This is a genomic window from Streptomyces sp. NPDC005281, from assembly GCF_040607495.1.
In the GTDB taxonomy this organism is placed as follows: Bacteria; Actinomycetota; Actinomycetes; order Streptomycetales; family Streptomycetaceae; genus Streptomyces.
Window position 1 is genome coordinate 149,631 of the sequence record NZ_JBEXGX010000006.1, and the last position, 13,520, is coordinate 163,150.

General features: G+C 68.4%; 14 protein-coding genes and 1 pseudogene. 5 read left to right on the plus strand and 10 right to left on the minus strand.

The genetic code is table 11. From position 1 onward, the window contains the following. Positions 1-45: 45 nt before the first annotated feature. The gene (locus tag ABZV42_RS11240) at positions 46-2,028 is read right to left on the minus strand and encodes a multicopper oxidase domain-containing protein (protein WP_356051708.1); all 1,983 of its coding nucleotides are present in this window, start codon (positions 2,026-2,028) and stop codon (positions 46-48) included. Between the two features lie 268 nt (positions 2,029-2,296). Between ABZV42_RS11240 and ABZV42_RS11245 the strand changes: the two are divergent. After that, a pseudogene (locus ABZV42_RS11245) lies at positions 2,297-2,521 on the plus strand (hypothetical protein); the annotation flags it as partial. A gap of 189 nt (positions 2,522-2,710) precedes the next feature. Here the strand turns inward: ABZV42_RS11245 and ABZV42_RS11250 are convergent. Beyond that, entirely contained in the window at positions 2,711-2,857 is a 147-nt protein-coding gene (locus ABZV42_RS11250; RefSeq protein WP_355983981.1) for a hypothetical protein, read from the minus strand. A gap of 556 nt (positions 2,858-3,413) precedes the next feature. On the opposite strand from ABZV42_RS11250, the gene ABZV42_RS11255 reads away from it, so the two are divergent. Next, the gene (locus ABZV42_RS11255; RefSeq protein WP_355983982.1) at positions 3,414-3,710 is read left to right on the plus strand and encodes a hypothetical protein; all 297 of its coding nucleotides are present in this window, start codon (positions 3,414-3,416) and stop codon (positions 3,708-3,710) included. 453 nt (positions 3,711-4,163) lie between these two features. Then, positions 4,164-4,652 (plus strand): hypothetical protein, encoded by a 489-nt coding sequence (locus ABZV42_RS11260; RefSeq protein WP_356051710.1) that lies wholly within the window; start codon positions 4,164-4,166, stop codon positions 4,650-4,652. Between the two features lie 788 nt (positions 4,653-5,440). Here ABZV42_RS11260 and dapD read toward each other — a convergent pair. From dapD to ABZV42_RS11275, 3 genes are all read right to left on the minus strand, one after another. Further along, positions 5,441-6,442, minus strand: a complete 1,002-nt coding sequence (gene dapD / locus ABZV42_RS11265; protein ID WP_355990849.1) for a 2,3,4,5-tetrahydropyridine-2,6-dicarboxylate N-succinyltransferase — start codon at positions 6,440-6,442, stop codon at positions 5,441-5,443. A gap of 73 nt (positions 6,443-6,515) precedes the next feature. After that, positions 6,516-7,133: a TetR family transcriptional regulator gene (locus ABZV42_RS11270; protein WP_355990851.1), complete on the minus strand. Its 618-nt coding sequence runs from the start codon at positions 7,131-7,133 to the stop codon at positions 6,516-6,518. 31 nt (positions 7,134-7,164) lie between these two features. Further along, positions 7,165-7,485: a multidrug efflux SMR transporter gene (locus tag ABZV42_RS11275; RefSeq protein ID WP_355990854.1), complete on the minus strand. Its 321-nt coding sequence runs from the start codon at positions 7,483-7,485 to the stop codon at positions 7,165-7,167. A 179-nt stretch (positions 7,486-7,664) separates the two neighbouring features. Here ABZV42_RS11275 and ABZV42_RS11280 point away from each other — a divergent pair, with 179 nt between their 5' ends. Next, positions 7,665-8,837: a hypothetical protein gene (locus ABZV42_RS11280; RefSeq protein WP_355990856.1), complete on the plus strand. Its 1,173-nt coding sequence runs from the start codon at positions 7,665-7,667 to the stop codon at positions 8,835-8,837. On the opposite strand, the gene ABZV42_RS11285 is transcribed toward ABZV42_RS11280, so the two are convergent. After that, positions 8,826-9,191 carry a VOC family protein gene (locus ABZV42_RS11285; protein ID WP_355990858.1) on the minus strand — a complete coding sequence of 122 codons (366 nt, stop codon included), beginning with the start codon at positions 9,189-9,191 and terminating at the stop codon, positions 8,826-8,828. The two genes, ABZV42_RS11280 and ABZV42_RS11285, sit on opposite strands and share 12 nt — an antisense overlap. A gap of 338 nt (positions 9,192-9,529) precedes the next feature. On the opposite strand from ABZV42_RS11285, the gene ABZV42_RS11290 reads away from it, so the two are divergent. Next, positions 9,530-10,492 carry an AbfB domain-containing protein gene (locus ABZV42_RS11290; RefSeq protein WP_356051712.1) on the plus strand — a complete coding sequence of 321 codons (963 nt, stop codon included), beginning with the start codon at positions 9,530-9,532 and terminating at the stop codon, positions 10,490-10,492. Positions 10,493-10,587: 95 nt separating this feature from the next. On the opposite strand, the gene ABZV42_RS11295 is transcribed toward ABZV42_RS11290, so the two are convergent. The 4 genes from ABZV42_RS11295 to sufC form a co-directional block, all read right to left on the minus strand. After that, positions 10,588-10,908, minus strand: a complete 321-nt coding sequence (locus tag ABZV42_RS11295) for a metal-sulfur cluster assembly factor (protein ID WP_355990895.1) — start codon at positions 10,906-10,908, stop codon at positions 10,588-10,590. Between the two features lie 113 nt (positions 10,909-11,021). Next, a complete protein-coding gene (gene sufU, locus ABZV42_RS11300; protein ID WP_351873601.1) occupies positions 11,022-11,486 on the minus strand; it encodes a Fe-S cluster assembly sulfur transfer protein SufU in 465 nt (154 codons plus the stop codon). A gap of 16 nt (positions 11,487-11,502) precedes the next feature. Continuing rightward, positions 11,503-12,759 carry a cysteine desulfurase gene (locus ABZV42_RS11305; protein ID WP_355990863.1) on the minus strand — a complete coding sequence of 419 codons (1,257 nt, stop codon included), beginning with the start codon at positions 12,757-12,759 and terminating at the stop codon, positions 11,503-11,505. Beyond that, positions 12,756-13,520, minus strand: a complete 765-nt coding sequence (gene sufC / locus ABZV42_RS11310; RefSeq protein ID WP_355990865.1) for a Fe-S cluster assembly ATPase SufC — start codon at positions 13,518-13,520, stop codon at positions 12,756-12,758. Before sufC ends, ABZV42_RS11305 begins: the two co-directional genes overlap by 4 nt.

Consider the following 13,520-nt stretch of genomic DNA (forward strand, 5'->3'; position numbering starts at 1 on the left):
GAGCGGGAGGGCGGGGACCGTGGCACACGCGGGCCGACCGAACCGTCAGTGGCGGTGACCGCCGTCGTGACTGCTGCTGTGAGCACCGTCGTGACCGCCGCCGTGACCGCCGTAGCCACCATCGTGGTCACCGTCACCGGAGTCGTCACCCGGGCCGACGATCGTCCATGGGCGCATCAGGTCGTCATCCTCGTGTTCGAGGATGTGGCAGTGGTGGACGTACGTCGCCGGGAGCTCGGCGCCGCTGCCCGGAATCCCCCCGATCGTCTCCATCGGCGGGGTGAATTCGTCGACGATGATTCTGGTCACCGTCTCCGGATAGGACTTGAACGTGTCCTTGTACGACCGCGCCTCGTCCGGGTCCGGCGGAATCGGCGGGCCGGTGAGATAGTTCGCCAGCACCGGACGGTCCTCCGGTTTGCGGCCACCGTCGAGCCATTTCTCGTAATCCGCCTGATAGGCGGCCGCGTCGATCGGCTGCCTGTTCAGCACCTGGAAGTTGACGAGGTGAACATGCATCGGGTGGGCGTCGTGGTTGGGGTTGATGTACTCCCAGATCTCCGGCGAGCCCACCTTGATGAAGTCCTCGGACGGCTCCATGAACGGCACCGCGTTGAATGTCATGGTGCCGAAGAGCTTGTGCTGGTAGGTGACCCATTCCCGGCGGCGGATGTGCGGCTTCGGCTCGACGGGTACGACCGCCGGCAGCTGGAGTTTCCTGGGCGGCCTCGTCCTGTCCCCGCCGCCGGACAAGGGCTTGGTGACCTGGAACTGCATGATTTCCGTGATCACCGGCCCTTCGCCCGGCATGCCGGGGAAGTGGACCGGGGCGTTGTAGTTCGTCAGGGTGACGTTCGTGCCCATGGGCATCTTGCTGAAATCGACGATCAGGTCGTACCGCTCGGCCGGCGAGATCAGGAAGTTCAGCATCTGCAACGGGGCACGGAAACCGCCGTCCGTGCCGATGAGCCAGAACGGCAGTGTGGGCTGAGGCAGGACGTCCCTGGGAACCTCGAACGTCAGCCGCCAGAAACGCTCGTTCGAGGCGTTGAGGAGGCGCAGCCGGTAGCGCCGCGGCTCGACGGCCAGGTACGGGTACGCCTTCCCGTTGACGACCGGGGTGTCCTCGCCTTCCCGCATCGTCATCGTGTAGGCGAGCGAACCGTCCGGGTGGAAGGTCCGGTCCTGTAGGACGAGGGGGACCTCGAACTCGCCCTGCGGCAGCCCGAGCCGGTCGTCGGCCGGGTCACCGATCCGGTAGAGGCCGGCCAGACCCGCGTAGACGTTGAGACTCGTCATCCCCATGCCGTGGTCGTGGTACCAGAGCATGCACGAGTGGTCGTGGTTGGTGTAGGCGCAGATCGCCTCGTTGGCTTCGACCCGGCTCGGGTCAAGGGTGGTGTACGCCTCCGCGTGGATTCCGTCCGGGCTGTAGGACTGCAACGGCATACCGTCGGACTGCGGTGCCGTGAAACCGCCGTGCTGGTGCACGACGTTCCACACGTTGACGTTCGACGGGAAGGGCGGTTCGCTCTTGTACGGGGGCGGGGCGGTCGGGGTGAGCTGGGGGTCCCCGCTTCGAATGGCGTCGATCACGAACTGGAACATGTGGGTGGTCGGCAGCTCGTTGCGCCACTTGACGACAGTCGGGCGATCCCTGGTGACGTCGAGGGTCGGGCCCAGATAGCCCATGCCGATCGGCTTGCGGGGATCATGCGGGTTCGTGGCCCAGTAACCCCACGTGGCCGCCGGCGCGAGATCCCGGTGGAAGCGCCATGAGCCCTCCCTCATCGTGACCTCGTAGTAGTCGGCGCCCGGGTAGACGGATCGGTCCGCGATGGCCGTCCTCGGCCGGGGCAGCGGGTCGACGTACTTCGCCAGTGGAGGGGTCTGCGGCACCGAGGTGTCGTCCGCGGCCCCCGTCCCGTGCTCCGGCGACGCGGACGCCCGCGCCTCCAGAACACCCTGCGGAAGCATGACCGCACCGCCCACGGCACCGGCCTTGAGGAATTTCCTTCGCCCGAACATCGTCTGTGCCTCTCCATCGCCTCGCGTAACGCCCAAGGGATACAGGGCCGATTCGGAAGATCGATGCAGCACGCCGGTCCGGCCCGGGAAAGCAACTCATTGAGTCGACCGCAGCATCAATGCGGCAGGCATCGGAATTTGATCGGAATTTACAAATCGAATCATTACCGCATTTCAGAAATGCATATACAACCATCCACCCGGGTAAGGCCAAAACCCGTTCCGCCACCACAAACGAAGCGCGTGCATGCCGTTCTCGCGTCCGAGCGTGAAGCCGCCGATCGCGCGCCGCGGCACCGAGCACGGATCCGGCCTTGGCGCCCAACGCCGAGTCGTGGGGCGCGCGTTCGCCCATTCGCATGGGTTCCGCCGCCTGCGAATCCGCCGGAAGATACGCGACGACATCGACGAGGTCTCCCTCGCCCTCGCCCTCGCCCTCAGGATCATCCGCCGGCGGCGACGGCGCGCTCTGGCGGGCGACGCCAGGAGCTAAGGGCTGTCCCGTAATCCCCGGCGGGCGCACGACGACAGCTACGGCTCCCCCAAGCTCTTCGAGCAGGGGGTACCCCCACGCCGCGTTGTCGGATCGCCCGAATACGCCCGGTATGAGGACGACCCTCCGCCTTGCGATGCACCGCATCTGACGCCGCGCGCTGATCCACCGGGGATTACGGGACAGCCCTTAGTCGGCCGCCGCCAGTCGGTTGAGGACTTCCATCGTGGTGAAGCTCCAGCCGACGAGGCGCGGCCCGCTCCAGTTGATGCCGATCACGAGTCCATCCCGGGCGACATCGGGCAGTTCGCGATCGCGCCAGATGTCCAAGGGCATGGAATCGACGCGTAGCCCATGCCCCCAGATCTTCGCCGCCCTCTGGGCGCGGGCCGAGGTCGACCACCGCGTCGCTCCAGCCACGCTTCGGAGGCCAGCAGCACGAGTAGGACGCATGCGACTAGCGAGACGTAGCCCCACGTCCACCACCGCAGGAAGCCTCCGGGTCCCGAACGTCACCGCGGAACTGATGGCGGTGGTGCATACCGCCACTGCCGCAAAACCAGCACCTAATGGTGTAAATGCCCGACCATCACCATGCCGGCCCCCGCCCACCGGTGCCCGACGTGTCCGAGGCGACTGACACTCCGAGGAGAATCGTGGCAGGGCGTTCATAGCGCGGGCCAGCTCACGGCAGACCTCTCCACCACGGGTCGATGTCGCCCAGCGGCTCGCCGACCGCGGCATCACCGAGCTGTCCGCGGCCACCCAGGGCGATCTGTCCGAGTTCACCGACATTCGCGACCTAACGACCAGAACCTCCGGCTGTGTGTACTAGGATCCGCCGCGAGCATCACTCGATCGACCGTCGCTCACCCAATCGACAGGAGGCCCGATGATCGGCGTGCTGGTGACTTTCACGCAGCCCGAAAAGTTCGATCGCTCAACCATCGCAAAGATTGCCGACGAACTCCGAGGACCGTTCGAAGGCATGGCCGGCCTTCGCTTCAAGAGCTTCACGCTCGGCGAAGACGGCGTTCAGGCAAGGAACTTCTACGTGTGGGATGACGAGGAGAAAGCCCGTGCCTTCTTCACGGAGGAGATCGTCGCCAAGGTGACGGGGATCTATGGCGTCCCGCCCAAAATCGAATACCTCGACATCGTGGGGTTCGTCGACAACTCTGGCACCTGATCCTCAAGGACGCTGTCGCACAAACCCCTGCCGTCCGGGCCGCTTTGGATCATCGGGGCGGGTCACAGAACTTCCTATGACGCGTCTGAGCCGTGGGGGCTTGCTCTGGTTGACGGCGGACAGCGCGGCTCAGGCCGCTGGGGGTGCAGCGCGGCACGCGCGCCAGTGGTGTCGGCTGACTCGCCGTCGTGGCTGACTGTCGTCGGCGGGGGTCCAGACAGGGCGTATCAAAGAGGTGCCGGCGGTCGAGTGCGCAAAAGCTGGGCCGTCCGACGTCGCTCGACAGCGGCCAAGGACGACCAACGACGACCACCAGGCGCCCGGACCCCACCGCCCCTGAGCAGCGAAAATGCAGGTCCCCAAGATCCCCGGCAAGACCCAGGGCAAGAGGAGGCCGAGGCCCCACCGGCAAATCGGCTGGCCAGGACGTCTCATCGCCTTCACGATGAGCGCATGGATCGGTTGCAGCAGCGCGCTTGGCAGTACGTAGCGGAGGTACTCCCGCCCGAGGAACTCCCGATGCTCGCTGCTCATGCGCTCGTCGACGGGCATGATTCCCCCGCCTTGCGCGAGCTGGCCGGACTGTCGCGCAGGAGCGACGCGACAGAGATCCGTGAGCTGTACGTCCAGGCCCTGCACGAACTCGGCGTACCGCTTCCCGACGAAGAGGCGGCCGGCCGACGCCTCCTCGCGAGCCTCGCGTTCGGCCTCGCGAGAGGCGAGCTGAGCCCCAAGGACGTGGCTGACCGGTTGTCGATGACGGTCGCAGCCGGCACCCAGGAGGAAACACGGTTTCTCTCCGTCGCAGCGGACTACAGTGAATGGATAGGCCCCGGCGAGCTCTCAAGATGGGAGCACGACCTGAGAAGCGCGGCCCACTCGTTGACCTCCTCCAACGCCCTCGGCGCCGACATTGACATGTCGAGTCCGCGGCGCGACTGACTCACCCGCCTGAACGTACTCCCGTGCCAATCCCGTGCCAGATGCTGCGGGGAACCACGGGGAACACCGGTGACCCCACCCAGCACGCCCTCGGCCATGACGCCGCTCCGCAGCAGGCCAGCAAGCCTCTCGACGGTGCAGGACCTTAGCTTCCCAAGCTGAGATCACGTCAGGGCACCGCAGTTGGTCTACCTAAGGGCTGTCCCGTAATCCCCGGTGGACCAGCGCGCGGCGTCAGATGCGGTGCATCGCAAGGCGGAGGGTCGTCCTCATACCGGGCGTATTCGGGCGATCCGACAACGCGGCGTGGGGGTACCCCCTGCTCGAAGAGCTTGGGGGAGCCGTAGCTGTCGTCGTGCGCCCGCCGGGGACTACGGGACAGCCCTTAGGCCCGGGCTCCGTCATGGACGATGACCGCATGCAGTGCTTCAACGGGGCGGGTCGGCTCGCGATCTTCATTGGCACGGAGGCAGAGACGCCATGAGTTGGATGGACACGCTCAGGCAGCTCATGCCCTCCCGTCCGGGAGCAGGAGACGCCGTCGACTGGACCGCGGAGGCGTACACAGCAGCTCTGCCAGGTCGCCGGGCCAGGCGGCAACACCAGCCGCAAGAGCCCGGATCGAACTTACGAGGCACCTGTCTCCCCCGACGCACGAGCGCCCTCCCGGGCCGTCCTGGGGCCATGGAAGGGCGCTCGATGGTGACCAGCGTCGACAACTGCCGACAGCTCGGCAGCAGTTCAGGGCGATGATCCGGTTGGAGGCCTCAAGTCACGGCCCCCGAAGGTCAGTTGTGGCTGTGCAGGACCTCGTTCAGGCCGCCCCAGACCGCGTTGTTCGGGCGGGCCTCGACGGTTCCGGTGACCGAGTTGCGGCGGAAGAGGATGTTCGAAGCCCCGGACAGTTCCCGGGCCTTGACGACGTCACCGTCGGGCATCGTCACGCGCGTCCCGGCGGTGACGTACAGCCCGGCCTCGACCACGCACTCGTCGCCGAGTGCGATGCCGACGCCCGCCTCCGCGCCGACGAGGCAGCGCTCGCCGATGGTGATGCGGACGTTGCCGCCGCCGGAGAGGGTGCCCATGGTGGACGCGCCGCCGCCGATGTCCGAGCCGTCGCCGACGACGACACCGGCGGAGATACGACCCTCGACCATGGAGGTGCCGAGCGTGCCGGCGTTGAAGTTCACGAAGCCCTCGTGCATGACGGTCGTGCCCTCGGCGAGGTGCGCGCCGAGGCGGACCCGGTCGGCGTCGGCGATACGGACGCCCTTGGGCGCGACGTAGTCCGTCATGCGCGGGAACTTGTCGATGGAGGTCACCTGGAGGTGCAGGCCCGCGGCGCGCGCGTTCAGCCGGACCTTCTCGATGTCGTCGACGGCGACCGGGCCGAGCGAGGTCCAGGCGACGTTGGCGAGCAGCCCGAACAGGCCGTCCAGGTTCTGGCCGTGCGGCTTGACCAGGCGGTGCGAGAGGAGGTGCAGGCGCAGGTAGGCGTCGTGCGCGTCGAGCGGCTTGTCGTCCAGCGACGCGATGACCGTACGGACCGCGACCACCTCGACGCCACGGCGGGCGTCGGGGCCGATGGCCTGCGCGGCTCCCTCGCCGAGCAGTTCCACGGCCCGCTCGGCGGACAGCCGCTCGGTGCCGGACGGGCCGGGGCCCTCGCCGGTCGCGGCGGACAGTTCGGGGGCGGGGAACCAGGTGTCGAGAACAGTGCCGTCGGCGGCGAGGGTGGCGAGCCCGGCGGCGACGGCGCCGGTGGTACGAGAAGCAGTCGTGTCGGTCATGAGTGCAACCTAACTTGACGGGGGCCGCGCGGGCGAACCGCTACGCGGGGCGTCTCGCCGACCGGGCACCGGGTCACCGCGCCGGGTCCGCCGCCGGTCGGTCCGGATTGCCGCCGGCCACCCCACGGAGTCCCGCGCCGGCGCCCCCGCCGTCCCGCAGGACCCGCTCCAACACCTCCCGTGCGTACCCCTCGTCGTACGAGGTCCCCGTCAGCAGGACCTGGAGACAGATCCCGTCCAGCAGGGCGACGAGCGCCCGTGCGGTGACCGGGTCCGTGCGACGGGTCAGCGGTCCGACGAGGCTGTCGATCCACTCGGCGGCCACCGGGCGCAGCGCGGGTCTGCGCAGGGCGGCGAGGTAGAGCTCGTACTCCAGCTCCACCCCCGTGCGGTCGCCGGCCAGCCATTCGCCGATGAGTCCGGCGAGTTCGGCGGCCAGGTCCGCGCGGGTGTCCTCCAGGGTGCCGCGCGCGGCGAGCACCTTGGCGAAGCCCTCGTTCGCCTGGCGAAGAGCGGCGACCATGAGCTCGTCGAGGGTCTTGAAGTGGTACGTGGTGGAGCCGAGCGGCACATCGGCCTCGGCCGCGACGGAGCGGTGGCTGAGTCCGGCGATGCCCTTGGCGCCGACGACACGGATCGCCGCGTCGATGATCCGCTGGCGCCGCTCGGGGTCGTACCGCCGCGTCTTCACGGTCCGCCGTCCGGGGCGCAGGACCGGGCCATCAGTGCGCCCCGCCCAGGTTCAGCACGACGACTCCGCCGATGATCAGGACGATCCCGGCGGCCTTCGCCGCCGTGAGCCCCTCGCCGAGGAACAGCATGCCGATCGCGGCGATGGCGGCGGTGCCGACGCCGGCCCAGATCGCGTAGGCCGTGCCGACCGAGACGGTCTTCAGGGTCTGCGCCAGCAGCGCGAAGGCGACGACGTAGCCGAGGACTGTCAGCAGGGAGGGCCACAGCCTGCTGAAGCCCTCCGTGTACTTCATCGCGGTGGTCGCGCCGACCTCCGCCGCGATGGCACCGGCGAGCAGTACGTATCCCATGCGTACGACTGTACACATGGAGCACCCGCGATGGGTACAGGTGTACGCATCCCAGGTGTCCGGTTGTCCGTGTACGGATCCCGTATATGCCGTGGGCATCGTGCGCCCCAGCGGATATCGTTCGCGATCACAAGGGGGCCGGAGTCGAACAGACTCCCGACAACAGGAGCGCGTGGGGCATGTCGGACAGTTCTGGGTGGGGACCGTCGGGACCGGGACCGCACTGGGGCCCTCCGGGCGGCTGGGGCTGGATGCCGCCGCCACCGCCCAAGCCGGGCGTGATCCCCCTGGCCCCGCTCGGCGTGGACCACATCCTCGGTGGCGCCTTCGTCACGATGCGCCGCTACGTGAAGCCGCTGTTCGGGCTCGCACTGCTGTGCGTCCTGGCCCTGGCGGCCCTGACGATCGGCCTGGAAGTCCTCGCCTACTACTCGACCAGGGACCAGCTGCACCGCATGACCGCGGCCCCCCGGTCCATCCACTGGACCGACCTGCGCGCCGTCCTGATCGCGTTCGGCTCCGTGTGGGTCGTGGGCATGCTGGTCTCGCTGGTGGCGAGCTCCTTCGTCCAGGCCTCGTCCGCGGCGACCCTGCACGACGCCGTACTGGGGCGGCGGGCGCCCCTCGGTGCCGTCTGGAAGCGTGCCTGGTCGCGCACCCCGGCCGTGCTCGGGGTGACACTGCTGCTGGGCCTGTTCCTGGCGATCCCGATCGCGCTGTTCGCCTTGATGTTCTTCGGGCTGATGCTGACCACGGTCAGGAACGGCGAGCCGTTCATGCCGCCCGGTCTCGCCTTCCTGCTCCTGCTGCTCGCCGTACCGCTGACGGTCTGGCTGCTCGTCCGGTTCAGCTTCGCCCCGGCCGCCGCCGTGCTGGAGGGCGCGTCCCCGGTGACGGCGCTGCGCCGGTCGGCGCGGTTGGTACGCGGTGCGTGGTGGCGCACGTTCGGCATCACCCTGCTGGGCGGCCTGATCGCGTTCATCGTCTCCATCGTGATCAATGTGCCGTTCAGGTTCGCCATGCCGACCCCGCAGCCGTACACCCCCGGGACACAGGCGTCCGTGAACATGGCGGAGGTCTACGTCCAGATGCTGCCGGACCTGGGACCGGCCCTGGTGCTCTCGGCGATCGCGGGTCTCTTCGCCCAGCTGTTCTTCATGGTGTTCATGCCCCTGGTGAGCAGCCTGCTGTACATCGACCAGCGCATCCGCAGGGAAGGCCTGGCGGATGTACTGCTGCGCGCGGCCGCTGTCACGGACATACCCGGGGGACCTGACACATCCGGGGGACCCGCCGCACCCGGCGGGCCGCAGGCACCAGGCGGGCCGGGAACTCCCGGCTCAGTCGAGTAGCGACTTCTTCGGCCGCAGCACACAGAACTCGTTGCCCTCGGGGTCGGCGAGGACGGTCCAGGTGACGTCCTCGCCCTGCCCCACGTCGGCCCGGCGCGCCCCGAGGGCGAGGATCCGCTCGACCTCGGCCGCCCGGTCGTCCGGCGCGAGATCGATGTGGAGACGGTTCTTGACGGTCTTTCGCTCGCCCGCGGGTACGAAGCAGATTCCGGGGAGCGCGTGCGCGCCCGAGCCGATGACGATCTCGTTCTCGTCCTCGAACAGCACCTGCCAGTCCAGGACTTGGCACCAGAAGCGGGCGAGCGCCGGCAGGTCGTGGGCGTCGATGACCAGTTGGTAGAGGGAGACAGCCATGAACGGCAGTCTCTCCCGGCGGCGGAGACTCCGCCACGGGACACACCGGTGAGCACACCCCGGCGGGTGTTCTCGCTCGGCCGCCGCCGGCCCTCACCCGGACGAGCCCCTCTCCCCCGCCCAACTCCCGTGGCTCTGTGCGTGATTGCCCGAAAAGAGCCGTCCGTAATTTCCTGGCCACTACGAGGAACGACCGCTCGGTAGTCACCGGTTCCACTACTGTTTCACCAGCCGCACACCGGGTCTCCATGGCCGCCCCGCTCCGTGTGCCGCACGCATTCCGCACCTTCCGCTTCGCCCCCCCTCACGCGCTCGCCCTCCCCCGCTTAGGAACGCGTATGCCAGAAGTGACACCCGGATCCGGCTCCGACGGATCCACCCCCTCCAGGGAGATCGTGCCCTGGCGCCCCACACCGCGCGGCGCGCCCTACCCGGTGCCGGCCGACCTCGTCCCCGCGTCTTCGGCACCCTGGGAGGCGGTCCGGGCGGACGACGAGGACAGGCTGCCGGGAACACGGCGGCTCTGGCTCGCCGGTGGGCTCGCGATGGCCGTCTCCATCGCCGTCATAGCCGTGATCTCCGTGCAGGCACGCCCCTCTGACGCCTCATCACATCAGGCGGACAACAGGACCACGGCCGACACGGCGAACCCCTTCCTGCTCGGCGCCCCCGTCGCTCCCGCAGGAGGGACCACGGCTCCGGCCGGAAAGGACGCGCTGTCCTCACCGGGAAGTTCACGCTCGGCATCACCGGATTCCGCTTCGCGCAGCTCAACTTCGCCGGAGCCGTCCGGCAAGGGCTCCGACGGCCGGCCCGCCCCCGGGAAGTCGGCGCCGGCCGCCTCCGGCACCGCTTCCGCACCCCGGCCGGCCTCGCGGCTGAAGTCCGTCCAGGCGGTCAACTACCCGGACCGCTACTGGCATCTGAGCGGCGGTCAGGTCCGGCTCGACCCGGTGAGCTCGTCCAGTCCGGCCGCGACCCGGAGGGCCGCCAGCTTCAAGGTGGTCCCGGGACTGGCGAAGTCCTCCTGCTACTCCTTCGCCACCGTCGACGGCTCGTATCTGCGCCACCGTGACTTCGTCCTGCACGCGGACCGCGACGACGGCTCCTCCCTCTTCCGGGAGGACGCCACGTTCTGTCCGCGGGACTCCTCCCGCTCGGGCGCCGTCACGCTGGAGTCGGTCAACTACCCGGGCCGTTTCCTGCGCCACCGCAACTTCCAGCTCGTCCTCGGGCGTTACGAGCGCGACCGGCTCTACGGGGAGGACTCGGCGTTCCGGCTGGTGGGAGGCCTGGCCTGAGACCGGGCCGTCTCCCGAGGGAAACGCGACGGGGCGGCACCCGAAGGTGCCGCCCCGTGCGAGGTACTCGGGAGCCGGAGCTCCGGAGCGAGGACTCAGACGTTGAAGCCGAGCGCCCGAAGCTGCTCGCGGCCGTCGTCCGTGATCTTGTCCGGGCCCCACGGCGGCATCCAGACCCAGTTGATGCGCAGTTCGTTGACGAGGCCGTCCGTGGCGGACTTGGCCTGGTCCTCGATGACGTCGGTGAGCGGACAGGCCGCGGACGTCAGGGTCATGTCGATCGTCGCGATGTTCGCGTCGTCGATGTGAACGCCGTAGATGAGGCCGAGGTTGACGACGTCGATGCCCAGCTCGGGGTCGACGACGTCGTAGAGGGCCTCGCGGACCTCTTCCTCCGACGCGGGCTTCGTCGTCAGGTTCCCGCCCGGTGCCGCGGCGGTATCGCCCGGCGCCACCGCGGTCTGCTGCGATGCCACAGCGGACTCGTCCGGCGTCACCGCGGTCTCGTCCGATGTCACAGTGTTCTCGCTCATGCCGTCTTCCTCTCGGCGCTCTCGCCCAGAACCTGGGCCGTCGCGTCCTTCCACGCCATCCAGCTGAGGAGGGCGCACTTGACCCGGGCCGGGTACTTGGAGACACCGGCGAACGCGACCGCGTCCTCCAGCACCTCCTCCATCGCGTCGTCGGGCTCGATCCGGCCCTTGGACTGCATCAGTTCCAGGAAGGTCTCCTGGATCTTCTGCGCGTCGGACACGTCCTTGCCGACCAGGAGGTCGTTCAGTACGGAGGCCGAGGCCTGGCTGATCGAGCAGCCCTGGCCCTCGTACGAGATGTCCTCGATCCGCTCGCCGTCGTACTTCACACGCAGGGTGATCTCGTCACCGCACGTGGGATTGACGTGGTGCACCTCGGCGTCGCCGTCCCGGAGACCGCGCCCGTGCGGGTGCTTGTAGTGGTCCAGGATGACTTCCTGGTACATCGAATCCAGCTTCACGTTCCCAGCCAGCCCCTCAGCCGAAGAAGTTCCGTACGTGCTCCAGGCCGTCGACCAGAGCGTCGATCTCGGACGGCGTGGAGTACAGATAGAACGACGCCCGCGTGGTCGCAGGAATTCCGTACCGCAGGCAGACCGGACGGGCACAGTGGTGACCGACCCGGACCGCGATGCCCTGCTCGTCGAGAACCTGGCCCACGTCGTGCGGGTGGATGTCGCCCAGCGTGAACGAGATCGCCGCCCCGCGGTCCTCGGCCGTGCTGGGGCCGATGATCCTCAGGTCGGGGACCTCCGCGAGCCGCTTCACCGCGTACTCGGTGAGCGCGTGCTCGTGGGCGAGGATCTTGTCCATGCCGATCGCGGAGAGATAGTCGATCGCCGCGCCCAGACCGACCGCCTGCGCGATCGGCGGGGTGCCCGCCTCGAACTTGTGCGGCGCCGGCGCGTACGTCGACGAGTGCATCGACACGGTCTCGATCATCTCGCCGCCGCCGAGGAACGGCGGGAGGTCCTCCAGGAGTTCCTGGCGGCCCCAGAGGATGCCGATACCCGTCGGACCGCACATCTTGTGGCCGGTGAAGGCCACGAAGTCGGCCTGGAGGGCCTGGACGTCGAGCGGCATGTGCGGCGCGGCCTGCGACGCGTCGATCAGGACCAGGGCGCCGACCTCCTGGGCGCGGCGCACTATCGCCTCGACCGGGTTCACGGTGCCCAGGATGTTCGACACCAGCACGAAGGAGACGATCTTCGTCTTCTCCGTGATGATCTCGTCGATGTTCGACAGGTCGAGACGGCCGTCGTCGGTGAGGCCGAACCACTTCAGCTTCGCGCCGGTGCGCTGCGAGAGCAGCTGCCACGGAACGATGTTGGAGTGGTGCTCCATCTCCGTGATGACGATCTCGGTCTCGTGGTCCACGCGGTAGGGCTCGTCGGCCCAGCCCAGCATGTTCGCCACGAGGTTGAGCGACTCGGAGGCGTTCTTGGTGAAGATCACCTCGTCGCGGCTCGGCGCGTTGATGAACGCGGCGACCTTGTCGCGCGCGCCCTCGTACAGCGCCGTGGCCTCCTCGGCGAGCACATGCACACCGCGGTGGACGTTGGCGTTGTAGCGCTCGTAATAGCCACTGAGGGCGTCCAGTACCTGGCGCGGCTTCTGCGAGGTCGCCGCGTTGTCCAGGTACACCAGCTTCTTACCGTCGTGGACCTGGCGGTCCAGGATGGGGAAGTCCTTGCGGATCGCCTCGGTGTCGAGGAGGCCCGGCAGCTGCGTCACGCTGATACGCCACCCTTCGCGTAGGACTCGTAGCCCTCGTTCTCCAGCTTGTCCGCGAGCTCGGCGCCGCCGGACTCGACGATGCGGCCGCCGGAGAAGACGTGGACGAAGTCGGGCTTGATGTAGCGCAGGATGCGCGTGTAGTGGGTGATGAGCAGGGTGCCCACCTCACCGGTCTCGCGGACGCGGTTGACGCCCTCGGAGACGACGCGCAGGGCGTCGACGTCCAGGCCGGAGTCGGTCTCGTCGAGGATCGCGATCTTCGGCTTGAGCAGTTCGAGCTGAAGGATCTCGTGGCGCTTCTTCTCACCGCCGGAGAAGCCCTCGTTGACGTTGCGCTCGGCGAAGGAGGGGTCCATGGAGAGGCGCTCCATGGTCTCCTTGACCTCCTTCACCCACAACCGCAGCTTGGGGGCCTCGCCGCGGACGGCGGTGGCGGAGGTGCGCAGGAAGTTGGAGACCGAGACGCCGGGGATCTCGACCGGGTACTGCATCGCCAGGAACAGGCCCGCGCGGGCGCGCTCGTCGACGGACATCTCCAGGACGTCCTCGCCGTCGAGGGTGACGGTGCCGCCGGTGATCGTGTACTTCGGGTGGCCCGCGAGCGAGTAGGCGAGGGTCGACTTGCCCGAGCCGTTGGGGCCCATGATGGCGTGCGTCTCGCCCTGCTTCACGGTCAGGTCGACGCCCTTGAGGATCTCCTTCGTGGCGTTGTCGGCCTCGACGGTGACGTGCAGGTCGTGGATTTCAAGCGTTGCCAT

Coding starts and splice junctions, on each gene's coding strand:
- sufC (WP_355990865.1), bottom strand. CDS start 13,520: ATGGCAACGCTTGAAATCCACGACCTGCACGTCACCGTCGAGGCCGAC.
- ABZV42_RS11290 (WP_356051712.1), top strand. CDS start 9,530: ATGCCAGAAGTGACACCCGGATCCGGCTCCGACGGATCCACCCCCTCC.
- ABZV42_RS11285 (WP_355990858.1), bottom strand. CDS start 9,191: ATGGCTGTCTCCCTCTACCAACTGGTCATCGACGCCCACGACCTGCCG.
- ABZV42_RS11255 (WP_355983982.1), top strand. CDS start 3,414: ATGATCGGCGTGCTGGTGACTTTCACGCAGCCCGAAAAGTTCGATCGC.
- ABZV42_RS11240 (WP_356051708.1), bottom strand. CDS start 2,028: ATGTTCGGGCGAAGGAAATTCCTCAAGGCCGGTGCCGTGGGCGGTGCG.
- ABZV42_RS11250 (WP_355983981.1), bottom strand. CDS start 2,857: ATGCCCTTGGACATCTGGCGCGATCGCGAACTGCCCGATGTCGCCCGG.
- ABZV42_RS11260 (WP_356051710.1), top strand. CDS start 4,164: ATGGATCGGTTGCAGCAGCGCGCTTGGCAGTACGTAGCGGAGGTACTC.
- ABZV42_RS11280 (WP_355990856.1), top strand. CDS start 7,665: ATGTCGGACAGTTCTGGGTGGGGACCGTCGGGACCGGGACCGCACTGG.
- ABZV42_RS11275 (WP_355990854.1), bottom strand. CDS start 7,485: ATGGGATACGTACTGCTCGCCGGTGCCATCGCGGCGGAGGTCGGCGCG.
- dapD (WP_355990849.1), bottom strand. CDS start 6,442: ATGACCGACACGACTGCTTCTCGTACCACCGGCGCCGTCGCCGCCGGG.